The sequence below is a fragment of the Actinacidiphila bryophytorum genome (genome assembly GCF_016916835.1).
GTDB classification, from domain to species: Bacteria; Actinomycetota; Actinomycetes; order Streptomycetales; family Streptomycetaceae; genus Actinacidiphila; species Actinacidiphila bryophytorum.
Genome location: NZ_JAFFIX010000024.1, coordinates 63,327 through 86,872, shown reverse-complemented (window position 1 = coordinate 86,872; position 23,546 = coordinate 63,327). Strand labels below are relative to the sequence as shown.

Annotated in this window: 17 protein-coding genes and 2 tRNA genes; 14 read left to right on the top strand and 5 right to left on the bottom strand. The window is 74.3% G+C overall.

Annotated elements, in window-relative coordinates:
• Window positions 1–66: 66 nt before the first annotated feature.
• From JT723_RS27925 to JT723_RS27890, 8 genes are all read left to right on the top strand, one after another.
• Entirely contained in the window at window positions 67–1,029 is a 963-nt protein-coding gene (locus JT723_RS27925; protein ID WP_205047581.1) for an acyl-ACP desaturase, read from the top strand.
• Window positions 1,030–1,450: 421 nt separating this feature from the next.
• Window positions 1,451–2,254: a TIGR03084 family metal-binding protein gene (locus JT723_RS27920; protein ID WP_205047580.1), complete on the top strand. Its 804-nt coding sequence runs from the start codon at window positions 1,451–1,453 to the stop codon at window positions 2,252–2,254.
• Between the two features lie 47 nt (window positions 2,255–2,301).
• A complete protein-coding gene (locus tag JT723_RS27915) occupies window positions 2,302–3,840 on the top strand; it encodes an acyl-CoA carboxylase subunit beta (protein WP_205047627.1) in 1,539 nt (512 codons plus the stop codon).
• A 67-nt stretch (window positions 3,841–3,907) separates the two neighbouring features.
• Window positions 3,908–5,920, top strand: coding sequence for an acetyl/propionyl/methylcrotonyl-CoA carboxylase subunit alpha (locus JT723_RS27910; protein WP_205047579.1), 2,013 nt, complete (start codon window positions 3,908–3,910; stop codon window positions 5,918–5,920).
• Window positions 5,917–7,107 (top strand): acyl-CoA dehydrogenase family protein, encoded by a 1,191-nt coding sequence (locus tag JT723_RS27905; RefSeq protein WP_205047578.1) that lies wholly within the window; start codon window positions 5,917–5,919, stop codon window positions 7,105–7,107. The genes JT723_RS27910 and JT723_RS27905 overlap by 4 nt, the downstream gene beginning before the upstream one ends.
• Window positions 7,108–7,160: 53 nt before the next feature.
• Entirely contained in the window at window positions 7,161–7,901 is a 741-nt protein-coding gene (locus JT723_RS27900) for an enoyl-CoA hydratase family protein (RefSeq protein ID WP_205047577.1), read from the top strand.
• Window positions 7,889–8,518 carry a TetR/AcrR family transcriptional regulator gene (locus tag JT723_RS27895; RefSeq protein WP_251513429.1) on the top strand — a complete coding sequence of 210 codons (630 nt, stop codon included), beginning with the start codon at window positions 7,889–7,891 and terminating at the stop codon, window positions 8,516–8,518. The genes JT723_RS27900 and JT723_RS27895 overlap by 13 nt, the downstream gene beginning before the upstream one ends.
• 41 nt (window positions 8,519–8,559) lie before the next feature.
• Window positions 8,560–8,838 (top strand): DUF6343 family protein, encoded by a 279-nt coding sequence (locus tag JT723_RS27890; RefSeq protein ID WP_205047576.1) that lies wholly within the window; start codon window positions 8,560–8,562, stop codon window positions 8,836–8,838.
• A 70-nt stretch (window positions 8,839–8,908) separates the two neighbouring features.
• Here the strand turns inward: JT723_RS27890 and JT723_RS27885 are convergent.
• Window positions 8,909–8,982, bottom strand: a tRNA-Met gene (locus tag JT723_RS27885).
• A gap of 775 nt (window positions 8,983–9,757) precedes the next feature.
• On the opposite strand from JT723_RS27885, the gene JT723_RS27880 reads away from it, so the two are divergent.
• The 3 genes from JT723_RS27880 to JT723_RS27870 all read left to right on the top strand — a co-directional run bounded on the left by JT723_RS27880 (window position 9,758) and on the right by JT723_RS27870 (window position 12,025).
• Entirely contained in the window at window positions 9,758–10,681 is a 924-nt protein-coding gene (locus JT723_RS27880; protein ID WP_251513463.1) for a pseudouridine-5'-phosphate glycosidase, read from the top strand.
• On the top strand, window positions 10,663–11,586 hold the full coding sequence (locus tag JT723_RS27875; protein WP_205047575.1) for a carbohydrate kinase family protein: 924 nt from the start codon (window positions 10,663–10,665) through the stop codon (window positions 11,584–11,586). The genes JT723_RS27880 and JT723_RS27875 overlap by 19 nt, the downstream gene beginning before the upstream one ends.
• Window positions 11,587–11,668: 82 nt before the next feature.
• Window positions 11,669–12,025, top strand: coding sequence for a hypothetical protein (locus JT723_RS27870; RefSeq protein WP_205047624.1), 357 nt, complete (start codon window positions 11,669–11,671; stop codon window positions 12,023–12,025).
• 59 nt (window positions 12,026–12,084) lie between these two features.
• On the opposite strand, the gene JT723_RS27865 is transcribed toward JT723_RS27870, so the two are convergent.
• Both JT723_RS27865 and JT723_RS27860 read right to left on the bottom strand, forming a co-directional pair.
• Window positions 12,085–12,169 (bottom strand) — tRNA-Leu (locus JT723_RS27865).
• Between the two features lie 69 nt (window positions 12,170–12,238).
• Window positions 12,239–12,592: a chorismate mutase gene (locus JT723_RS27860; RefSeq protein ID WP_205047574.1), complete on the bottom strand. Its 354-nt coding sequence runs from the start codon at window positions 12,590–12,592 to the stop codon at window positions 12,239–12,241.
• A gap of 117 nt (window positions 12,593–12,709) precedes the next feature.
• Here JT723_RS27860 and fdhD point away from each other — a divergent pair, with 117 nt between their 5' ends.
• The 3 genes from fdhD (at window position 12,710) to JT723_RS27845 (ending at window position 16,673) form a co-directional block, all read left to right on the top strand.
• Window positions 12,710–13,555, top strand: coding sequence for a formate dehydrogenase accessory sulfurtransferase FdhD (gene fdhD, locus JT723_RS27855; protein ID WP_205047573.1), 846 nt, complete (start codon window positions 12,710–12,712; stop codon window positions 13,553–13,555).
• A gap of 118 nt (window positions 13,556–13,673) precedes the next feature.
• Window positions 13,674–14,546 (top strand): LysR family transcriptional regulator, encoded by an 873-nt coding sequence (locus JT723_RS27850; RefSeq protein ID WP_205047572.1) that lies wholly within the window; start codon window positions 13,674–13,676, stop codon window positions 14,544–14,546.
• Between the two features lie 300 nt (window positions 14,547–14,846).
• A complete protein-coding gene (locus JT723_RS27845) occupies window positions 14,847–16,673 on the top strand; it encodes an AMP-dependent synthetase/ligase (protein WP_205047571.1) in 1,827 nt (608 codons plus the stop codon).
• 26 nt (window positions 16,674–16,699) lie between these two features.
• Here the strand turns inward: JT723_RS27845 and JT723_RS27840 are convergent, their stop codons facing one another.
• Both JT723_RS27840 and JT723_RS27835 read right to left on the bottom strand, forming a co-directional pair.
• Window positions 16,700–18,871 carry a metallophosphoesterase gene (locus JT723_RS27840; protein WP_205047570.1) on the bottom strand — a complete coding sequence of 724 codons (2,172 nt, stop codon included), beginning with the start codon at window positions 18,869–18,871 and terminating at the stop codon, window positions 16,700–16,702.
• The gene (locus JT723_RS27835; protein WP_205047569.1) at window positions 18,868–23,505 is read right to left on the bottom strand and encodes an FtsK/SpoIIIE domain-containing protein; all 4,638 of its coding nucleotides are present in this window, start codon (window positions 23,503–23,505) and stop codon (window positions 18,868–18,870) included. Before JT723_RS27835 ends, JT723_RS27840 begins: the two co-directional genes overlap by 4 nt.
• Window positions 23,506–23,546 lie beyond the last annotated feature (41 nt).

Genomic DNA, 23,546 nt, shown 5'->3' with positions numbered 1-23,546 from the left:
GCGTAGGTCCTCCCCCCGACCTCACCCGTCCCCCTGTCGTTCCCCCTCCCGTCCCCAGGAGCCCCCGTGACCCTTACCTCGCCGCACCTCGCCCGACCGGACGCATGGAGCGACACCGCGCTGCTCTACGCCCTGGAAGAGGTGGTCGAGCGGGAGCTGAACCGGCACCTGGGGGTCGCCAAGGAATGGATGCCGCACGAGTACGTGCCCTGGAGCGACGGCCGCAACTTCGACGGGATCATGGAAGGCGAGGCCTGGGCGCCCGACCAGTCCAAGGTCTCCTCGATCGGCCGCACCGCCCTCGTGGTCAACCTGCTCACCGAGGACAACCTGCCCAGCTACCACCACGAGATCGCCACCCTCTTCGGCCGCGACGGCGCCTGGGGCACATGGGTCCACCGGTGGACCGCGGAAGAGGGCAGGCACGCCATCGTCATGCGCGACTACCTGCTCACCAGCAGGGCCGTCGACCCGGTCGAGCTGGAACGCTTCCGGATGATGCACATGTCCGAGGGCTTCGAGCACGACCACCGGCACAGCATGCTCCACTCGGTGGCCTACGTCGCCTTCCAGGAGCTGGCCACCCGCGTCTCCCACCGCAACACCGGCCGCGAGTCCGGCGACCCCGTGTGCGACCGGATGCTCGCCAGGATCGCGACCGACGAGAACCTGCACATGGTCTTCTACCGCAACCTGCTGGCCGCCTCCCTCCAGCTCGCACCGGACCTCGCGATGCAGGCCATACGCGACGTCGTCACCGCCTTCCGCATGCCCGGCCACGGCATGCCCGGCTTCGAACGCGCCGCCGCGCGCATGGCCCTCGGCGGGATCTACAACCTGCGCATCCACCACGACGACGTACTGCAGCCCGTCCTGCGTCACCTCAAGGTCCTCGACACCACCGGTCTCGGCCCCGACGGCCTGCGCGCCCAGGAAGAACTCGGCCTCTACATGGGCGGGCTCAACGAGCAGGCGGCACGCTTCGACGCCAAGCGCGACGCTTTCCTTGCGCGCCGCGCCAAGTCCTGACCCCCGGTCCCTGCCACCTGCGGTGAGCATGTACCTGCGGCGCCACCGTGGCTGAACGCGCAGTTCCCCGCGCCCCCGGGTGATTGCCACCTGCGGTGAGCTTGCACCCTTCGGTGCGTCGTGATGGGGCGCGCAGTTCCCCGCGCCCCTGGGGGGTGCCGCCCTCCCGCAGGGTGAGCGTTTTTCAGGGGCGCGGGGAACTGCGCGACCAGCCACGACGGCGGGGAAGGCGAACGCCCACCGCAGGTGGCAATCACCCAGGGGCGCGGGGAACTGCGCGACCAGCCCACCGCACAGCGGAAGCTGACCGCCCACCGCAAGGGGCACCCACCTACTGGCGGAACGAAATCAAGCGTGCGGGCTTGAATGATTTACGGGGGGCTGGGACGCTCGGTGGCACGCCGAGCGTAGGGGTGCCGTGATGGGGAAGCCCGTTCTGGAAGACCTGGTCGAGGAGAGCGCGCAGCTCGACACGTTGGTGGCCGGCCTGGAACCGGCAGCCTGGCGCCGGCCGACCCCCGCCAGGGGTTGGACGATCGCCCACCAGATCGCCCACCTGGCCTGGACCGACCGCCGCGCGGCCCTGGCGGTGCTCGACCCCGACGGCTTCGCAAGCGAAGCCGAGGTGGCGGCGGCAAGCTTCGACACCTATGTCGACCACGGCGCCCGCAGAGGCGCCGAGTTGCCGCCGGGCGAGCTGCTGGCGAGGTGGCGCGACGGCCGCGCCCGCCTGCATGAGGCGCTGGCGGCGCAGCCTGACGGTGTGCGTTTCCGGTGGTACGGCCCGCCGATGAGCACCGCGTCGATGGCGACGGGCCGGCTGATGGAGACGTGGGCGCACGGCGAGGACGTCGCGGACGCCCTCGGGGTGCGACGCGAGCCCACCGCGAGGCTGTGGCATGTGGCACGGATCGGCGTGCGCGCACGGGACTTCGCCTTCTCGGTGCACGGCAAGCCCGCGCCCGCGGAGGAATTCCGGGTCGAACTGACCGCCCCCGACGGCTCGTTGTGGGCGTTCGGCCCGGCGGACGCCGCCCAGCGGGTGACCGGGACGGCGCTGGACTTCTGTCTGCTGGCGGTGCGGCGCAGGCACCGCGACGACGTGGACGTACACGCGGAGGGCACGGACGCCGACGCGTGGCTGTCGGTGGTGCAGGCCTTCGCGGGGCCGCCGGGTGAGAGCCGGCCGCCGTCCGGGGAAGCGGCGGCGGGAGCGGCCGGGTGAGCGCCCTGGACGTGGGCGGGGCGGAGTTCGCGGAGCGGGCGGCGGCGATGACCGCGCGGCTGGCCGAGCTGGCCGCGGCCCACGCCGAGGCCCTGGCGGGCGGTGGCCCGAAGTACGTGAACCGGCACCGCGCCCGCGGGAAGCTGCCGGCCCGGGAGCGTATCGAACTTCTGCTCGACCCCGACACGCCCTTCCTGGAGCTGTCGCCGCTGGCAGGCTGGGGCAGCGACTACACCACGGGCGCGTCCCTGGTGACGGGGATCGGCGTGGTCGAGGGCACCGAGTGCGTGGTGACCGCGAACGACCCGACGGTGCGGGGCGGTTCGAGCAACCCGTGGACGTTGAAGAAGGCGCTGCGGGCCAACGAGGTCGCCTTCGCCAACCGGCTGCCGGTGGTGAGCCTGGTGGAGTCGGGCGGCGCGGACCTGCCCAGCCAGAAGGACATCTTCATTCCCGGCGGTGCGCTCTTCCGGGACCTGACGCGGCTGTCGGCCGCGGGCATCCCGACGGTCGCGGTGGTGTTCGGCAACTCGACGGCGGGCGGCGCGTACATCCCCGGGATGTCGGACCACGTCATCATGGTCAAGGAGCGTGCGAAGGTCTTCCTCGGCGGCCCGCCGCTGGTGAAGATGGCCACCGGCGAGGACAGCGACGACGAGTCGCTGGGCGGCGCCGACATGCACGCCAGGGTCTCCGGGCTCGCCGACCACTTCGCGCTGGACGAACCGGACGCGCTGCGTATCGCCCGCCGGGTGGTGGCCAGGCTCAACGTCCGCAAGGCGGGGCCTGGTCCGCGCCCCGACCCGGCGCCGCCGCTGTTCGACCCGGCGGACCTGCTGGGCATCGTGCCGGGCGACCTGCGCACCCCGTTCGACCCGCGCGAGGTGATCGTGCGGATCGCGGACGGCTCGGAGTTCGACGAGTTCAAGCCGCTGTACGGGCCGAGTCTTGCGACCGGCTGGGCGGAGGTGCACGGCTATCCGGTGGGCATCCTGGCCAACGCGCAGGGCGTGCTCTTCAGCGCCGAGTCGCAGAAGGCCGCGCAGTTCATCCAGTTGGCGAACCAGCGGGACATCCCGCTGCTGTTCCTGCACAACACCACCGGCTACATGGTGGGCAGGCAGTACGAGCAGGGCGGCATCATCAAGCACGGCGCCATGATGATCAACGCGGTGTCGAACTCGCGGGTTCCGCACATCTCGGTGCTGATGGGCGCCAGTTACGGTGCCGGGCACTACGGGATGTGCGGGAGGGCCTTCGAGCCGCGCTTCCTCTTCTCCTGGCCGAGCGCCAAGTCCGCGGTGATGGGGCCGAGTCAGCTGGCCGGTGTGCTGTCGATCGTCGCGCGGCAGTCGGCTGCGGCCCGCGGGCTGCCGTACGACGAGGAGGCGGACGCCGGTCTGCGGGCGGCCGTGGAGCAGCAGATCGAGGCGGAGTCGCTGCCGATGTTCCTGTCGGGGCGGCTCTACGACGACGGGGTGATCGACCCGCGCGACACCCGTACGGTGCTGGGCCTGTGCCTGTCGGCGGTGCACGGGGCGCCCGTGGAGGGCGCGCGCGGCGGTTTCGGGGTCTTCCGTATGTGACGAGGTCTTCCGTATGTGACGGGGTCTTCCGCGAGGGGCATGGCGGCGAGAGGGAGGGGGCGGGCCGATGGGCACGCCGATCGGTTCTGTGCTGGTGGCCAACCGGGGCGAGATCGCCCGGCGGGTCTTCCGTACCTGCCGCGAGCTGGGCATCGCCACGGTCGCGGTGCATTCCGACGCCGACGCGGCCGCGGCCCACGTGGCGGAGGCCGACGCGGCCGTACGGCTGCCCGGCAGCGCGCCCGCCGAGACGTATCTGCGGGCCGACCTGCTGGTGGCCGCGGCCCGGTCGGCGGGCGCGGACGCCGTCCACCCCGGCTACGGATTCCTGTCGGAGAGCGCGGACTTCGCGCGCGCGGTCGCCGACGCGGGCCTGGTGTGGATCGGCCCGCCGGCCGCCGCGGTCGAGGCGATGGGGTCCAAGACCCGGGCCAAGGAGCTGATGGCGGCGGCCGGTGTGCCGGTCTTCGCGGCGCTCGACCCGGCGGCGGTCACACCGGCGGACCTGCCGGTGCTGGTCAAGGCCGCCGCGGGCGGCGGCGGACGCGGTATGCGGGTGGTGCACGAACAGGCCGCGCTGGAGGGGGAGTTGGCCGCGGCTCGGGCCGAGGCCGCGGCGGCCTTCGGCAACGGCGAGGTCTTCGTCGAGCCGTACGTCGAGGGCGCCCGGCACGTCGAGGTGCAGCTGCTGGCCGACGCGCACGGCACGGTGTGGGTCCTCGGCGAGCGGGACTGCTCCTTGCAGCGGCGGCACCAGAAGGTGATCGAGGAGACCCCGGCACCAGGCCTGGCGGCAGCGCTGCGCACGGAGTTGCACGAGGCGGCGGTGCGCGCGGCCCGCACGATCGGCTACCGGGGCGCGGGCACCGCGGAGTTCCTGGTCTCGGCGGACGGCCGGCCGTACTTCCTGGAGATGAACACCCGGCTGCAGGTGGAGCACCCGGTCACCGAGTGCGTCACCGGGCTCGACCTGGTGGCCTGGCAGATCAGGATCGCCGAGGGCGCGGCGCTGCCGCCCGGGCCGCCGGTCCCGCGCGGGCACGCGGTGGAGGCCCGGCTGTGCGCGGAGGACCCGGCGCGCGCCTGGCAGCCGCAGCCAGGCGACCTGCGCCTGCTCGACATCCCGGGTGTGGACGCCGAGTTCGCGGTGCCGCCGGGGCGCGAGGCGGGGCTGCGACTGGACTCGGGGGTGACCGGCGGCGAGCGGATCGGGGTGCACTACGACCCGATGCTGGCCAAGCTGGTCGCCTGGGCGCCGACCCGGGCCGAGGCCGTACGCCGGCTGGCGCACGCCCTGGAACGGGCGCGGCTGCACGGCCCGGTCACCAACCGGGACCTGCTGGTGCGCGCCCTGCGCCACCCGGACTTCGGCGCGGCCCGGCTGGACACCGGCTTTTTCGCGCGGCATGCGGCCGACCTGGGCCTCGTGGCGTCCGCGGGCGGCGGGGACGCGGACGACGAGCGCCTTGCCGCGCTCGCCGCGGCCCTCGCGGACGCGGCGGCGCGTACGGGGGCGCCCGGCGCACCCGTTCCCGTGCAGCTCGGCGGGTGGCGCAACGTCCCCTCGCAGCCGCAGCTCAAGACCTTCCGGGCCGAGCCGGACGGCCGCACGTACGCCGTCGGCTACCGGCTGGACCGGGACGGCGGCCTGACCGCCGAGGGCCACGACGGCGTACGCCTGGTGAGCGCCGCCGCCGACCGGGTCGTGCTGGAGGCCGCCGGGGTGCGGCGGACCTACCGGGTGGCCGCCTACCCCGAACGCACCTTCGTGGACTGGCCGTCGGGCTCGGCGGCCTTCACGGTGCTGCCGCGCTTCCCCGACCCCGAGCAGTCCGCGGCGCCCGGTTCGCTGCGGGCGCCGATGCCCGGCACGGTCGTGCGGACCGCCGGTTTCGCCGCCGGCGACCGGGTCGAGGCGGGGCAGCCGCTGCTGTGGCTGGAGGCGATGAAGATGGAGCACGTCATCGCCGCCCCCGCCGCGGGCACCCTGCTCGAACTCACCGCCGAGGTGGGCCGCCAGGTCGAACTCGGCGCCGTACTGGCCGTCGTCAAGGAGGAAAGGGAGGGGACAGCACCATGACCACCACCGGCAGCACCTTCGACAGCGCCCTGCTGGAGACCGAGGAGCGGCGCGCCCTGCGCAAGGCCGTCGGCGCGCTCGGCCGCCGCTACGGCCGCGACTACTTCACCGCGGCCGTCAGGGAAGGACGGCAGACCGACGAGCTGTGGCAGGAGGCCGCGAGCCTGGGCTACCTCGGTGTGAACCTGCCCGAGGAGTACGGCGGCGGGGGCGGGGGCCTGGCGGAACTGTCCATCGTGCTGGAGGAGTTGGGCGCCGCCGGCTGCCCGCTGCTGCTGCTCGTGGTCTCCCCCGCGATCTGCGGCACGGTCCTCGCCAGGTTCGGTACCGACGCGCAGCGGCAGCGCTGGCTGCCAGGGCTCGCGGACGGCTCGCTGCGTATCGCGTTCGGCATCACCGAGCCCGACGCCGGCTCCAACTCGCACCGCATCACCACCACCGCCCGCCGCGACCCCGCCACCGGCGGCTGGCTGCTGACCGGCCGCAAGGTCTTCGTCTCCGGCGTCGACATCGCCGACGCGACCCTGATCGTGGGCCGCACGGAGGACGCCCGCACGGGCAAGCTCAAGCCGTGCCTCTTCCTGGTCGAAAGGGACACCCCCGGCTTCGACTTCCGGCAGATCGACATGGAACTGTCCGCGCCCGAGAAGCAGTTCCAGCTCTTCCTCGACGATGTGGCGCTGCCCGCCGACGCGTTGGTCGGCGACGAGGACGCCGGGCTGCTGCAGCTCTTCGCCGGGCTCAACCCCGAGCGGGTGATGACCGCCGCCTTCTCCGTCGGCATGGGCCGCTACGCCGTCGGCCGCGCCGTGGACTACGCCCGCACCCGGCAGGTGTGGTCCGCCCCGATCGGCGGCCACCAGGCCATCGCCCACCCGCTGGCGCAGGCCCACATCGAACTCGAACTCGCCCGGCTGATGACGCAGAAGGCCGCGTATCTCTACGACGCCGGCGACGACATGGGCGCCGGCGAGGCCGCGAACATGGCCAAGTACGCTGCCGCCGAGGCCTGCGCGAAGGCCGTCGACCAGGCGGTGCACACCCTCGGCGGCAACGGGCTGACCGCCGAGTACGGCCTCGCCTCGCTGCTGACGGCCTCCCGGGTGGGCCGGATAGCCCCCGTCAGCCGCGAGATGATCCTCAACTTCGTCTCGCACCACAGCCTGGGACTGCCCAAGTCGTACTGACCCCCGCTGCCCGAGTGCTTTTCGCCCCCGACCGGACGCGAAGGAAGACCGCAGTGACAGATGCGCCGCTGGTGCGCCGGCACACCGACCTTGCCGTCGCCGTCCTCACCCTGGACTCCCCGCACAACCGCAACGCGCTGTCGGCCGCGCTGATCGCCCAGCTGACCGAGGCGCTCGACGCCGCCGACGCCGACCCGCAGGTGCGGGCGGTGCTGCTCACCCACACCGGCAGCACCTTCTGCGCGGGAGCCGACCTCAAGGCCGGCGGGATACGCAGCGGGCCGCGGCTGCTGGTCGAGCTGATCACCAGGATCGCCACCCTGACCAAGCCGGTCGTGGCACGGGCCGACGGGCACGTGCGGGCCGGCGGCCTCGGGCTGCTCGCGGCCTGCGACATCCCGCTGGCCGGCAGCGCCGCCACCTTCGCCTTCACCGAAGTACGCCTCGGGCTCGCCGCCGCCGTGGCGTCCCTGCCGGTGCTGGTGCGGGCCGACCCGCGGGCCGCGGCCCGCTACCTGCTCACCGGGGAGGCCTTCGACACCGCGGAGGCCGTCAGGATCGGCCTGGTCACCGCCCACGCCGAGGCCCTGGACGGCATCCTGGCCGGCCTGCGCGCCTCCTCCCCGCAGGGGCTCGCTGCGACCAAGGAGATCACCACCGCGCAGCTCAGGGAGCGCATCGCCGCCACCTCGGCCGGCCTTGAGCAGCAGAGCATCGCCCTCTTCGAGTCCGCGGACGCCGCCGAGGGCATCAAGGCCGCACTGGAACGCCGGGACCCGCCGTGGGCGATCTGAGCACCGGCCCCGCGGCCGCCGCCGACCGCTTCCCCAAGCAGGACCGCAGCCGCGCCACCCGGCTGCGCATCCTGGAGGCGGCGGTCTCCTGCCTGGCGGAACACGGCTGGTCCGGCAGTACGGTCGCGGTCGTCTGCGCCCGCGCCGGCGTCTCGCGGGGCGCCGCCCAGCACCACTTCCCCACCCGCGAGGAACTCTTCACCGCGGCCATCGCCCACATGGCGGAGCAGTGGCTCACCGCGGTACGCGAACGCGCCCTCGCGCTGCCCCACGAGGGACCCGACCGCACGTACGCGGTCGTGGACATGCTCGTCGCCGTCCACACAGGCCCGCTCTTCCGCGCCGCCCTGCACCTGTGGACCGCCGCCACCGCGGAGGAGCAGCTGCGGCCCGGGGTGACCGCCCTCGAAGCCCGCATCGGCCGCGAGGCGCACCGGCTGGCCGTCGACTTCCTCGGCGCCGACGAGTCGCGCCCCGGGGTGCGCGAGACCGTACAGGCCACCCTCGACATGGCCCGCGGCCTGGGCCTCGCCAACCTGCTCAGCGACGACTCCGCCCGCCGCGGCCGTATCGTCCGCCAGTGGGCGGCGGTGCTGGACCAGGTCCTTTCCGACTGACCCCGTCGAGGGTGGATGCTGGAGGGGAGGGGAGCCGCTCCATGCGCAGAACCGGATACGAACCGACCCAGGCCCGCAGCCCGCTGCGGCTGCGGCTCGGCCTCGCCGTGTGCGGCCTGGTCTGGGGAATCGCCGCGGCCGTCGGCTTCGCGATCTTCGACCAGCCCGGCTGGGCCGGATTCTGCGCGGCGATCGCCGCGCTCGCGGCGGCCGACTGCGTGATCGTGGTGCGCCACATGCGCCAAGGCCCGCACTACCAGCCCGGCCGCTCCATCCCGCCTTACCGCCCGGCGGACGAGCCCCGCAGAAGGCACCGCTGAAGCCATGCGCCCCATGCGCCCGCGAACAGCGCGAAGGCCCGGTGCCTGAGCACCGGGCCTTCGCGTTCAGTAGCGGGGACAGGATTTGAACCTGCGACCTCTGGGTTATGAGCCCAGCGAGCTACCGAGCTGCTCCACCCCGCGTCGGTGAACATCACACTACGCGTTAGGCGCGCTCACGCCAAATCCATTCCCGCCCCGACGCTCCCGGCGACCGGACTCCGTGCGCCGGGAGCGCCGCGGCTCCATGCCCATGTGGTCGAGTGCGAAGGCCAGAAGCTTGCGGTGCCGGACACCGTCCTCCAGCGCGCGGGCACGGAACAGCTCGGCCCTCAGGCTCTCGGCGTCGCAGCAGCTCCCCCGGTCATTGCTCGCGGATTCTCTTCCGCCACCACGCTGCCGCATGCCACGAACTGACGGATGCGGCCCGAGGATCGGGCAGGGTTCGGCGGAGGAACTCCTCGTCCAGTCGGGCAACGACTCTGCCGAGCTCCGCCCGTGCTGCGGGGGGCAACCGGCGGAGTGCGTCTTCGAGGATGTCCCGGGCGTCCGTCGTGTCGCAGCAAGGGCATTCGGTCCAAGGCAGACGGAGGTATCTCCCGGGTTGGCGGAGGAAGCGCTCGTATCGGTGCAGGGCATCGGCGACCGCACCACGCCCGAGATGCCGGGCTTCGATCCGGTGGACGGCCGACTGGACTCGGGGGGAAACGCCGGGGATCCGGCGGACTGGACGAGTGGCGCTGCGGTCCGGCCACCGCTGAGAGCGGATGGCGCCGGGGGGCCTACGCGCCATCGGCCTTTCGGGTCTGCGTCATGGTGCCCATCATGCCAGGCTCCACGGACAAGCGGACCTGCAAGGGCGCTCCATGGCACGCCCGCAGGAGGTTTGGGCGGTGGTGCGCAGTGCCAGGTAGAGGGGGTGGACAGACATGGTGAGGTGGTGACCTCGGCCGAGGTCGGGGATGCGCTCAGGCGGCGGGAGCCGGTGGTCGCGCTGGAGTCGACGATCATCGCGCACGGGCTGCCGCGGCCGCGCAACCTGCTGGTGGCCCGCGAGCTGGAGGCCGTCGTCAGGAAAGCCGGGGCCGTACCGGCGACCGTCGCGGTGATCGACGGGGTGCCCCGGGTGGGGCTGACCGAAGGGGAGGTCGAGCGGGTCGCCACCGACCCGGACATGCGCAAGCTCGGCTTCCGGGACCTGGCTCCGGCGATGGCCGCGGGGGTGAGCGGGGCGACGACCGTGTCGGGTACCGCCTTCCTTGCGGCCCGGGCGGGGATCCGGGTGTTCGGCACCGGGGGCCTGGGCGGGGTGCACCGCGGCTGGACGGACGTGCAGGACGAGTCCGCCGACCTCGCGCTGCTGGCCCGCACCCGGATCACCGTGGTGTGCGCGGGCGTGAAGTCGATCCTGGACGTGCCGGCGACGTTGCAGCGGCTGGAGACGCTGGGCGTCGGCGTCCTGGGCTTCGGGACCGACCGATTCCCCGGGTTCTATCTGACGGACTCGGGCGAGCCGGTTGACTGGACGGTGCGGGACGCGCGGGAGGTGGCCGCGGTGATGCGCGGCCAGGACACGCTCGGCGGCCACGACTCGGCCCTGATCGTCGCCAATCCGGTGCCGCCCGAGCACGAGCTGGACCGCGCCCTGCACGACCGGGTGCTGGCCGAGGCCCTGGCGGCGGTGGAACGCGAGGGCGTGACCGGGCAGGCGATCACGCCGTATCTGCTGGCGTATCTGACCGAGCACACGCAGGGCGCCTCGCTGGAGGCGAATCTCGCCGCGGTGCGCGGCAACGTGGCGCTGGCCGGGGACATCGCCGTCGCGTGGTCGCAGCAGCGGTGAGCGGGGCGGGCCGCGGCGGCGGGCTGCTGGTCGTGGGGGACGTGGTCACCGACGTGGTGGCGCGGCACACGGAGCCGCTGGCGGCGGACACCGACACGGCGGCCCGTATCGCGGTGCTTCCCGGGGGCGCGGGGGCCAATGCTGCGTGCTGGGCGGCGCGCGCGGGCGCCAGGAATGTGCGGCTGCTGGCCAGGGCGGGTACGGACTCGGCGCAGTGGCACCGGGCCGCTCTGGTGGCGGCGGGCGTGGAGCCGGTGCTGCGGGTCGACGCGGAGCAGCCGACCGCCGTGGTGATCGCGCTGGTGGACGCGGCAGCAGAACGCACCCTGGTGACCGACAGCGGCGCGGCCTTCCGGCTCGGCCCCGCCGACTGGGACGAGGCGCTGCTGGACGGCGTCGGCCATGTCCATCTGTCGGGCTACCTCTTCTTCTGCGAGCCGGGGCGGGAACTGGCGGCCGTGGCCGGCAAGGCGGCCCGGGCGAGGGGGCTGCCGGTGAGCGTGGATCCGGCGTCGGCGGGATTCCTGCGCGGGCTGGGGGCGCAGCGCTTCCTCGACCTGGTGTCGGACACCGACCTGCTGCTGCCCAACGCGGCCGAGGCGGCGCTGCTGTCGGGTGCGGACGACCCGGCCGCCGCCGCGGCCGCGCTGAGCCGCGGCGGCGGCACGGTGGTGGTGACGCTGGGTGCGGCGGGCGCGCTGGCCGCCCGGGAGGGCCGGATCGTGGCCCGCGCGCCGGCCGCCCCGGCCACCGCGGTGGACAGCACGGGCGCGGGCGACGCCTTCACCGGCGGCCTGCTGGCGGCCCGGCTGTCCGGCGCGGACCTGCCGGCGGCGCTGGCCGCCGGCTGCCGGACGGCCGCGGAGGCCGTGGCCCTGGTCGGCGGTCGGCCGCCGGCCGCCTGACCTGGGCCGCTGCCGAACGGCCTTCCACCGGCGGCGATATGCTGATGCGCACAACGGGACGGGGTGGTCGCACGTGGACAATTTGTGGTGGATTATTCCGGTCCTGCTGTTCGGCAGCGGCTTCGTCGGCGACAAGATCAGTGCCGCGACGAAGCTCCGGCACAAGCGCAAGCTCGAACTGATCAAGGCCGAGGAGCGCCGGCAGCACGCCCTGGCGACGGCGAACCGCCCGCCCGAGCCGGTCTGCGGCTGCACCCACCACCTGGCGATGCACGGCAAGGACGACGGCAAGTGCCACGCGGTGGTGGAGGCACCCTCCCTCTGGGACGCCGACCGCAAACCCGTCCAGTACGAGCCCCAGCAGTGCAACTGCCAGCAGTACGTGGGTCCCGAGCCCCTGGGCACGGTCTTCGCCCCCGAGATCACCGACCTGCGCTGACCCCGCGGTGGCAAGCGGCAAAAAGGACCCCCGGCACCTGCCGGGGGTCCTTCGTGATGTGTCCGAGGGGGGACTTGAACCCCCACGCCCGATAAAGGGCACTAGCACCTCAAGCTAGCGCGTCTGCCATTCCGCCACCCGGACCGGGTGTGCCGCCGCGACCGGTCGGGTCGTGGTGACAAGGTCCACGATACCAAGGATCGGCAGTGCTTCTCACCTGCGATTCCCGCCGCCCTGCTGGGGGCGGGCGGCGATCGCGCGGTGGTGGCGGACGACCTCCTCGATGATGAAGTTCAGGAACTTCTCGGCGAAGGCCGGGTCGAGCCTGGCGTCCTCGGCCAGGCGGCGGAGGCGGGCGATCTGGTCGGCCTCGCGGGCCGGGTCGGCCGGAGGGAGGTCGTGGGCGGCCTTGAGTTCGCCGACCTGCTGGGTGCACTTGAAGCGCTCCGCCAGCAGGTGGACCAGGGCGGCGTCCAGGTTGTCGATGCTGCCGCGCAGCTCCCTGAGGCGCTGCAGGGCCTGCTCGTCACCCACCAGGGTGTGCTCGGCGGTCGGCTGGTCGCTCATCTCGGTCTGCCATCCTGGTAGGTCCGTGGTGCATGGCTGCACGGTCCGGATCACCCTATGACACCCTCGCCGGGTGCAGGGCCGGGGTCGGGACGGCGACGGAGGGAGTGAGGGCGGATGGGACGGGTCACCGAGAGGCGCCGGGTGCTGCGGATCCGCGGTGGGGCCGCCGACCACAGGGCCGACACCCTGGTCGCCGAGGAGCCGCTGGAGATCCGGCTGAACGGCCGCCCGCTCGCGGTCACCATGCGCACACCGGGTGACGACTTCGCCCTGGCCACGGGTTTCCTGGTCAGTGAGGGCGTGCTGGCCGCCGCGGACGAGGTCGCGAACGTCGTGTACTGCGCGGGTGCGACGGCGGACGGCGCGAACACGTACAACGTGGTCGACGTGACGCTGGCCCGCGGGGCGCAGGTGCCGGACATCAGCCTGGAGCGCAACGTCTACACGTCCTCCTCGTGCGGGGTGTGCGGCAAGGCCAGCCTCGACGCGGTGCGCACCACCTCGCGGCTGCCGATAGCCGGGGACGCGCTGCCGCGGCTGACCCCGGGTCTGCTGGCCGGACTGCCGGAGCGGCTGCGGGAAGGGCAGGCGGTCTTCGACCGCACGGGCGGGCTGCACGCGGCCGGGCTGTTCTCTGCGGATGGCGAGTTGCTCGACCTGCGCGAGGACGTCGGGCGGCACAATGCGGTGGACAAGCTGGTGGGGCGGGCGCTGCGGGAGGGGCGGCTGCCGCTGGCCGACCGGATACTGATGGTGTCGGGCCGCGCGTCCTTCGAGCTGGCGCAGAAGGCGGTGATGGCCGGCATCCCGGTACTCGCGGCCGTGTCGGCGCCGTCGTCGCTGGCGGTGGACCTGGCAAGGGAGAGCGGGCTGACGCTGGTGGGCTTCCTGCGCGGCGACTCGATGAACGTCTACGCGGGCGAGGAGCGTGTCGCGCTGGCGCCCCATGGGGCGCACTGAGGCCCGTCCTGCGACGGCGGGCCGCGCTGCGGCTGTGACGGCCGGCCGCGCAAGGGGTGCGATCAGGTTGGCCGGTTACCGCCCTGACTGCCATCACGCCCGGCGATAACGTGCCGCCATGTTCGAGCCGGCCCAGTTGCGTACGTTCCTCGCCGTCGCGCAGACGCTGAGCTTCACACAGGCCGCGCACCGGCTCGGGCTGCGGCAGTCCACCGTCAGCCAGCATGTGCGGCGACTGGAGGAGGCCGCGGGCTGCCGGCTCTTCCTGCGGGACACCCACGGGGTGGAGCTGACCGAGGACGGCGAGGCGATGCTCGGCTTCGCCCGGCCGATCCTGGAGGCCAACGAGCGGGCCGCGTCCTTCTTCGCCGGGACCCGGCTGCGCGGGCGGCTGCGTTTCGGGGTGTCGGAGGACTTCGCGCCGACCAGGCTGCCGGAGATCCTGGCGGCCTTCCGGCAGGCGCACCCCGAGGTGGACCTGGAGCTGACCTTCGAGCTGTCGGGGACCCTGCACGAGCGGCTGGAGGCGGGCGGGCTCGACCTGTGCCTGGCCAAGCGGCACAGCCCGGAGGGTCCCGGCCGGCTGATGTGGCGGGACAAGCTGGTGTGGATCGGCGGGGAGCGGCTGCGGCTGGACCCGCGGCGCCCGGTGCCGCTGATCGCCTTCCCCCCGCCGGGGATCACCAGGGCCAGGGTGCTCGACGTGCTGGAGCGGCACGGCAGAGCGTGGCGGGTGGCGGGCACCAGCGGGTCGCTGAGCGGGCTGGTCGCGGCGGCGAAGGCCGGGCTCGGGGTGATGGCGCATGCGCAAGGGCTGATTCCGGCCGGTCTGGTACGGGTGCCGGCCCGCGCCTGCGGGCTGCCCGATCTCGGCGGGGTGGACTTCGTGCTGCTGCACGGGCGGCGGGATTCTGGTGCACAGGAGGCGGCGGACGCGCTCGCCGATGCCATTCTGGCAGGTGGCGGCCTGCTCCACCGGCCGCTGCCGTGACCTGCTCGTCGGTCCGCTGACCTGCCGGTCGGCGGTGCTGTTCCGGCTGGGGCGCGGGGGACGGACGGGAGCCGAGAGGGTGGAGCGACCGTGACCGGCGCGGGCAGATTTCGTGGAGATCCGGGCCCGGGGCGGCGCCGCGGCTGAACCCGGGATTCCACCGCGGACCTTGTCACACCCGGGGAGTGCCGTCCGACCAGCACAAACGTCCGAATCACCGAGAATTTCCGGCCCCTCCCGCAGGCCTTGCGGATCGGGTAACTTACGGCCCCGCACTGAGCGGTCCTAGGAGAGCACCCGTTGCGTCAGTTCACCGTCCCCGCGCTGGCCACCGCACCCCAGGCCGGCGGTCTGGCGGATGCCGTGTTCGGCAACGCACGGCAGGCCCCGGACCAGGTGGTGCTGTCCCGCGCCGACGACCGGGGCACATGGCACGATGTCACCGCCGCCGAGTTCCGCGACCAGGTGGTCGCGGTCGCCAAGGGCATGCTCGCGGAGGGCGTACGCTTCGGCGACCGCGTCGCGATCATGAGCCGCACCCGCTACGAGTGGACGCTGTTCGACTTCGCGCTGTGGGCGATCGGAGCCCAGTCGGTGCCGGTCTACCCGACCTCGTCCTCGGAGCAGGTCCGCTGGATGCTGCACGACTCGGGCGCGGTCGCGGCGGTGGTGGAGCACGAGGACCACGCGATGACGGTGGGCGCCGCGGTCGACGAGCTGCCGCGGCTGAACCGGCTGTGGCAGCTGGACGCGGGCTGCGTCGAGGAGCTGTCGCAGGCCGGCCGGGACATCGGCGACGACGTGGTGGAGCGGCACCGGCTGGCGGTGACGCCGGAGGCGGTCGCCACCGTCATCTACACCTCGGGCACCACGGGCCGCCCCAAGGGCTGCATCCTCACGCACGCCAACTTCATGGCCGAGACCGACAACGTGGTGGCGCGCTGGGAACCGGTCTTCTCCAACAAGCCGGGCGAGGAGCCGTCGACACTGCTCTTCCTGCCGCTCGCGCACGTCTTCGGCCGGATGGTGGAGGTGGCCTGCGTCCGGCACCGGATCAGGCTCGGCCACCAGCCCAGCATGACCGCGTCCGACCTGATCCCGTCGCTTGCGGGTTTCCGGCCGACGTTCGTGCTCGCGGTGCCGTACGTCTTCGAGAAGGTCTTCCAGGCCGCGCGGCGCAAGGCCGAGGTGGGCGGGCGGCTCGGGCCGTTCGACAAGGCGGTGGAGGTGGCCGTCCGGCACGCGGAGGCGATGGAGGCCAGGGCCTTCGGTACCGGCCCCGGTCCCAGCGCGGGCCTGCGCATGCAGCACCAGCTCTACGAGAAGCTGGTCTACAGCAAGGTACGCGGCGCCCTCGGCGGCCGGGTGCGGCACGCGATCTCCGGCGGCTCGGCGATGGAGCGGCGGATCGGGCTGTTCTTCTCCGGCGCGGGCGTCACGATCTACGAGGGCTACGGCCTGACCGAGACCACCGCGGCGGCGACCGCGAACCCGCCGGAGCAGACCCGTTTCGGCACCGTGGGGCTGCCGGTGCCGGGGACGACGGTGCTGATCGCGGAGGACGGCGAGATCTGGCTGCGCGGCGGGCAGGTCTTCACCGGCTACCTCAACAACGTCAAGGCCACCGACGAGGTGCTGCGGGACGGCTGGCTGGCCACCGGGGACATCGGGGCGCTCGACGAGGACGGCTATCTGACCATCACCGGGCGCAAGAAGGAGATCCTGGTGACCAGCGGCGGCAAGAGCGTGTCGCCGATCGCGCTGGAGGACCGGGTGCGGGCGCACCCGCTGGTGGCGCAGTGCGTGGTCGTCGGCAACGACCGGCCGTTCGTCGCGGCCCTGGTGACCCTCGACCCGGAGGCCGTCACGCACTGGCTGACGATGCGCGGCAAGCCGCGGCTGCTGCAGGCGGAGCTGCTGCACGACCCGGACCTGGAGACGGAGATCCGGCGGGCGGTGGTCGCCGCCAACACGCTGGTCTCGCAGGCCGAGTCGATCAGGACCTTCCGGATACTGGGCGGGCAGTTCAGCGAGGAGCGCGGCACCCTGACGCCGTCGCTGAAGTTGAAGCGGCGGGCCATCGAGGCGGCCTACGCGGCGGAGATCGAGGCCCTCTACCGGGCGTGAGGGGCTCCCGCCCGGGTGAGACCCTCTCACGGGCGGCCGTCCGCGCACAGCTCGGCGAGGTCGCGCTCGTCGGCCGCGCCCGGGCGGAAGGCGAACACCTCGCCCGGCGTCCACTGCCCCCCGTCGAGCCGGACGGTGCGCACCGCGAGGGTGTGGGCGCCGCCCTCCCGGGACACGAACAGCTCGTTGTAGCCGTTGCGCTCCTCGGTCTCCCGGCTGGCCAGCGCCGGCGCCCCGGCGATCCGCACCGTCCACGCCGGCCCCGAGCCGAGCAGCCGTTCGGCGGCCGCGAAGCCCAGGTGGGTGTGGCCGTGCAGGACCAGCGACGTCCTGGCGGCGGCGAGCGCCCGCTTGGCCTGCCCGGCGTTCACGACGCCCGAGTAGGGCGCGACCTCGACGGCGGGGACCGGGGACAGCGGGTGGTGCAGCGCCGCGACGGTGACGTAGCCGCGCTCGGGTGCCAGCCGGTCGAGGACGCCGCGGGCGATGACGCCGGGGTCGTGGCGTTCGAAGTCCCGGACGACGGCGGCCACATCGGCGCCGCCCGCACCGCCCGGGCCCGAGTCCGAGCCCGCCGCCGTACCGGTATCCGCGGCCGTACCGCCGCCGGTACCCGTGTCCGTACCCGTGTCCGCGCCCGGCCCGGCCTCCCGCGTGCCGCCCGCCGCCGCGAGATAGCGCTCGCGGAAGCCCCGCAGCAGCTCGCGGTCCTCGTCGCGGGCCGCCTCGCCGCCGGACTCGGCGCTGCCCAGCAGCGCGAAGCGCAGGCCGACGCCCCGGTAGCCGACGTAGAGGCGGCGCGCCCGCGGGTCGGCGAGCTGCAGGTCGGGGTGCGGGAGCCCGGCGAAGTTCGACGCGAACCAGCGGTGCCTGGCCTGCGGCGACGGGTCGAGCGCCAGGTCCCACGACACGTCGTGGTTGCCGCCGACCAGCAGCACGCGCGGGTCGTCAGGACGCAGGTCGCGGTGCGGGGCCAGCAGCCCCGCGAGCGTGTCGAGCCATCCGCGGGCGATCGCACCGTGGGTGTCGGAGGGCCGGTCCACGACGTCGCCGGTGACGACGACCAGGTGCGGGGCGCGGCCCTGCGCGGCGAGCTGGCGCACATGGTCCAGGTAGCTGTCGAGCGCGGTGCCCGCCCCTGCCACGGTGGCGATACGGTGGCCGGCCTGCGTCGGATCCTTGGAGTCGACCAGCGAGGACAGCCGTCCGCCGTGGTGCAGGTCGGAGATGTGGTGCACGCGCAGCACCTCGGGCAGGTGCCGGGCCAGCACCGGGTCGTCGGCCAGCGGCGCACCCCCGCGCACCTCGTCCTGGCGGTCCTCGGCACCGGGCGCGGGGCCGTACCGCCGGGCGCCGGGCGCGGGCTGATCCGCCGCGGGCAGGGCGACCGGCAGGCCCGCCGCCCGCCAGCGGCCGGCGCGCAGGGCGGCGCGGTGCTGCTCGCCGAGGCCGTTGTGGAACCACTGCTGTATGTACTCGTGGCGGTCCTCGGCCACCTCGACGGCGGCCCGCAGCAGCGCCTCGGGCTCGTCGCGCAGCGCGGGACGCTCCTCGGCGGTGTGCAGGACCAGTTCGAGCAGGAAGGGGGTGTGCAGCCAGCCGGGCTCCGCCTGGCGCAGCCACTCCACCAGCGCGGGCGCCCACTGCGGCGCCCTGGCCGCCATCCGCTCGCTCTCACCGGCGTCGAGCACCGGCGGGCGCAGGATGTCCTTGCGCGCGTCGGGGCCGAGGTGCGGGGCCAGCAGTGCGCTCTCCGCGGGGGTGGCCAGCACCATGGCCGTCGCCCCGGTCTCGCCGACCCGCTGCAGGCCCTCGGCGAGCACCTCGGGCGGCACCCCGGGGCCGCCGGGCCGGGCGAGCGCGGGTTCGTCGACGATGACCAGCCGGCCCTCCCTCACCGGCGGCTGCGCGTCGGCGCCGGTCAGGCAGCCGAGCCCGGTCCTGCGGACCGACGCCGACGACCGCAGGTCGACCCGTACGGTGCCGCCGGCCGGAACGATGCCGCCGGCGGCGCGCAGGTCGGCGACACCCTGCGCCAGCCACGTCTTGCCCGCCCTGCGCGGCATGACGACCAGCCAGGCCGCGCTGTTGGGCGCCGCGCCTTCCGCGGGCGGCCGGATCCAGCTGGGCAGCCGTCCTGCGCCGAGCCTGATGTCGAGGTCGGCGCGGTAGGCCTGGCTCGGCCGGAAGACACTCATGCGGATAACTCCCCTGACTCCCCGTCACGCAAAGAGATTTCGTTCCTGGCGATCCAGTCCAGCAGCGGCGGGTCCGACAGCCACTCCTCGCCGGGCCGCAGCAGCCCCACCTCGCGCAGGTCCTCGCGCTGCGCGGGGCTCGCGTCGAGCGGCATGGTGCCGGGCGCGGTGAGCAGTGCGGCCCGCCCGGCGGGGCCGATCTCGGCCCAGCGGGACTGGAAGTGCAGCGTCCACTCGTCCAGCAGCCGCCGTTCGGTCAGCGCCCGCACCGCGCCGGGTCCCGACAGCGGGCTCAGGTCGTTGCCCTGGACGGCGCGGACGACGGCGTCGCCGGCGACCTGGAGGTAGAACGGCCAGCTGCCGACGGTCGCGACGATGTCGGACGCGGTGGTGTCGCGGCCGAGTGCGACCCCGAGGTTGGCGGCGGTGCCGGACAGGAAGTCCAGTGCGGCGTCCCGGTCGAGCGGGCCGAGCAGCCGGGCGTTGACGTCGTTGCCGAAGCTGGAGCCCGGCGCGGTCAGCGCCCAGCGCACCACGGTCCGCCAGTCCTTCTCGGTGCCGGTGTAGAGCAGCCAGGCGCCGGCCTGCCCGAGGTCGCGCAGCCAGGAGACGGCGGCCGGGCCGTAGTCGGCGAGCCGGCCGACCTCGTCGAGCAGGTAGGCGGGTCCTGCGCCCGCGGCGGACGAGGCGGCCTTGTCGAGCAGCGCCTCGGCGGGGCCGGCGGCCTCGCGCACCCCGCGGTCGAGTATCCCGGCCAGCACGTCCGGGTCGTCCACCGGGGACTGCGCGGGCGGTACGACCAGGCGGTGCACCTCACGGTGGCCGCCTTCCGCGGCGAGCCGCCGCGACAGCTCTTCGAGCACCCAGGTCTTGCCCGCCCTGCGCGGCCCGAGCAGTGCCGCGGACGCACCGGTGGCGTGCCGGTCGCGCAGCCAGGCGAGGACGTCCTCGCGGCCGACCGGGCGGCCCTTGCCGGGTCCGACGTGGAAGCTCTCGGCGGCCCGTGGGGCGTCGTCGATGGTGAAGGGCCGCTGCGGGTGCGGTATGTGCGCGTCGCGCGTGCGCAGCTCCTGCGCCAGCCGGTCCAGGGCGTCGCTCTGGCCGCGGCTGGTGGGCTCGCCGTCGAGCAGCGCGATCTGCAGCTCGACGGAGCTGAACGCGCGCAGGGCGCGGCCGGGTTCGAGCCTGCCGTGCGGTGCCTCGACACCCAGGTCGCGGTAGGCCGCCGCGCTCCGCTGGTCCAGGACGAGCAGGTCGGGGTCGACGGTGCCCGTCGGCCGGAAGGACCCAGGCTCGTCACCGGTCATGACGACCCGGATACCGGCCCTGGCGCCCTCGGCCATCAGCAGGCCCAGGTCGTCGCGCATACGTCCGCCGTCCCGCTCGGCGAAGTCCCCGAATGCCTCCCACTGGTCGAGCAGCAGCACCAGGTACGGCAGCCTGCGCTCCTGCGGCACGGCCTGCCGCTGGGCGGCGATGTCACCGAAGCCGCCCTCGGCGAACAGCTGCTGGCGGCTGTAGAGGGCCGCGGTGAGCCGGCTGACCAGCCGCGCCATGTGGTCGGGGCGGCCCCGGGTGACCACGGCGCCGCAGTGCGGCAGCCGGCTGAGCGCCTGCAGGGCGCCGGTGCCGCAGTCGATGCAGAAGAGGTGGACGTCGGCGGAGCTGTGGCGTACGGCGAGGGCCGCCGCCAGGGTGCGCAGGAACTGCGACCTGCCGCTGCGGGGGGCGCCGACCGCGGCCAGCGGCCCACCGGCGAGCGGGTCGAAGAGCACGGGCAGCCTGCCGGGCTCGTCGGCCAGTTCCGCGACGCCGTACGCCACCGGGGCCAGGTCCCGTACCTCCCCTGCCGGCGGGGGCAGTTCTGACAGCGTGACCACCATCGGCAGCTGCTCGGGCAGCGGCCCCGGCACGGTGGGCACCTGGGCGATCTGTGCGGCGCTGCGGACCGCGGACACCAGCAGGCCGAGGTCGCTCTGCCCGGAGATGGCGACCAGCGGCCCGGCTGCGGGGGCCGCCGGGAGGAAGGTCTGGTCGTCCAGGTCGGTGGTCGTGACCGTGCGGTCCGCGGGGCGGTGCCGGCCGGTGCCGACCGGCATCGCGGCCTGGAACTCCCGCAGTTCCTCGGCGCCGGTGCGCAGGAAGGCCCGCCCGGGGTTCGACCCGGGGATCGCCGCAGCGTCGGGCGCGTCGATGACGGCAGCGCTCTCCTCGGCGCTGCCGACCCGCAGGGCGACCCGCAGGTTGGTGGCCGAGCGGATGTCGGCGGTCAGCGGACCCACGGGCCGCTGGGTGGCCAGCACCAGGTGCACGCCGAGCGAGCGGCCCCGCTGTGCGAGGTTGATCAGCCCGGCGACCAGGGCGGGTATCTCGAGGGCCAGGGCGGCGTACTCGGCGATCACGAAGACCAGCCGCGGCAGCGGCGGCAGGTCGCGGCCGCGGTCCCGCATGTCCTGGTATTCGTCGATGTCCCGGGCCTTGTACGTGCCGATCTGGGCCTCCCGGGAGCGCAGGGCGGCCTGCAGCCTGCCGAGGATGCGCTCGGCCTGGCGGGTGTCGAGGTCCACGACCAGGCTGGTGACGTGCGGCAGGTCGGCGACCGGGTCGAATAGGGCGCCGCCTTTGTAGTCGACCAGGACGAAGAGCATCTCGTCCGGCCGGTTGGCGACGGCGAGCGAGGCGATCCAGCTGCACAGGAACTCCCTGCGCCCCGACCCCGCGGCGCCCGCGACCAGGGCGTGCGGGCCGTGCGTGCGCAGGTCCAGCTCGAAGGGGAGGGCGTCGGCCTGCCCCACGACGGCGGTGGTCGACCGGGGCACCGCGGCCCAGCGGGCGGCGATCGGCAGCGCGTCGTCGGGCCGCTCCAGCCCGAGCAGTTCGGCCAGCGGCCGGTCGGCGAGGTCCAGGGCGCGCTGTACGGTGTCGGCGTCCCGCAGCGGGGCCAGCGCCCTGGCCGGCTCCTCGAAGAAGTCCTTGTCCGGCAGGTCGGGGACGAGCGGGTAGGGGACGCCGTCCTCCACGACCCGGGGGCCGCCCTCGGCGCCGGTGTCGAGCAGCCAGTCGCAGCCCGCCGGCAGGTGTCGGACCTCCTCGCCCAGGCAGACGACGTACACCCCGACGGCGGGACCCTCCTGGAGCAGCCGTCCGACGCCGGGCAGGGTGCGCAGCCGCCGGACGCCGTCCAGGACCAGCACGACGGCGGGCACGTGCGGGGTCCTGTCCGCGACCTCGACGAGCAGGGCGTCCACGAGGCGCATGTCCGTCAGCACCCCGGCCAGCGGGCTCGCCGCCGCCTTGGCCTCCACGGCGCTGCGCCGGTCGGCCAGCAGTTGGAGCAGGGCGCCGATCTGCCGGGCCACCGACGTCGGGTCGGCGTAGACCCGGGGTGCTCCGCCGTCGTCCAGTGCGGAGGAGGAGCGCGGCAGCCAGCGCAGCCACCGCCAGTCCGCCGCGCCGGCCGCGTCGGTCAGCACCCGCAGCACGACGTCCTGCGGGCTGTGGTGGACGGCGGCCTGCAGCGCGAGCCATCCCGCGAGCCGCCGCGGGCGGTGGCCGGCGCCGACGACGCCGACGACGCCGCGCGTCGGCAGGCTGACGACGGCGGGGCAGGAGTCCGCGCCCAGTTCGACGGAGTCGCCCCGGTCGTCGGCCGAGGTGCGCAGCCCGCAGCGCAGCGCGAGGAAGTCCTGGTCGGTGCGGCGGCGTTCCCACAGCCGGTCGTCGCGCAGGAGGGCGATGTCGCGCACCTCGGGGGCCGCGGGATAGGCGCGGGCCAGCTCCTGGGCGACGTTGTGGACCGTCTTGCCCGCCAGCTCGGCGTCGGCCACCTGCCGCCCCCACCAGGCGGACGGCACGGTGGCGGCGATCTCGGTCGCGATCCTGCCGCGGCGGGTGACGCGGGCCTTGCGGGCGCGTTCGTTCATCGCGGCGGTCCCGTACCACCAGCGCACCGGCGCCGCGTAGCCGAACCCGGCCGACAGGGGTGCCGGTGTGTGGCGGGGCGGCCGGGCGAAGAGCAGCGTGCCGCCCTCCCCTTCCGGCAGCTGGGCCGGCACGGCCTGGCTCCTGGGCCGCCACCGCAGGCATCTGCCGCCCGCCTCAAGCAGCGCGCCCGCCGGCCACCCGTCGTCGCGCCGGGCGGGGAAGCCGTCGAGCCGGAAGCTCCAGTGGGGGTAGCCGGTCCGCGTGTCCAGCAGCTCGGCGAGGGCCACGTCGTCGAAGGCCACCCGGGGGCTGGGGGGCAGGTTCGCGGGCTGCCGGCGCCCCGCGCCCTCCCCCGCGACGATCTCCACCACGGCGTTCCCGCCGGCGGCCGGCTCGTCCAGCCCCCCTCCGAGGCCGACGCGTACGCCGTCGCGTAACGGCGACTCCCCCAGCGTCATCAGGGCGGGCAGGGCGTCCTCGCCCGCGAAGAGCATCGGGGCCGTGGAGCCGGGGTAGTGGAGCAGGACGCCGAAACGGCGGAAGCCGGTGTCCTCGCCGGTGTCCGCTTCCGCGTCCTGTTGGGGTACGCCCCACCTGTCCGCGAAGTGCGCGGCGAGCCCCACCATCAGCTCGGACTCCGGCGCGGCCAGCTCGACGTCGTGCTCCGCCCCGTCCGGCATGACCACGGTCAGCAGTCTGCGCATCGGCATCACGCCCCCGATCCCCGTCCCCGTCCCCTGCTCCGGCCCCG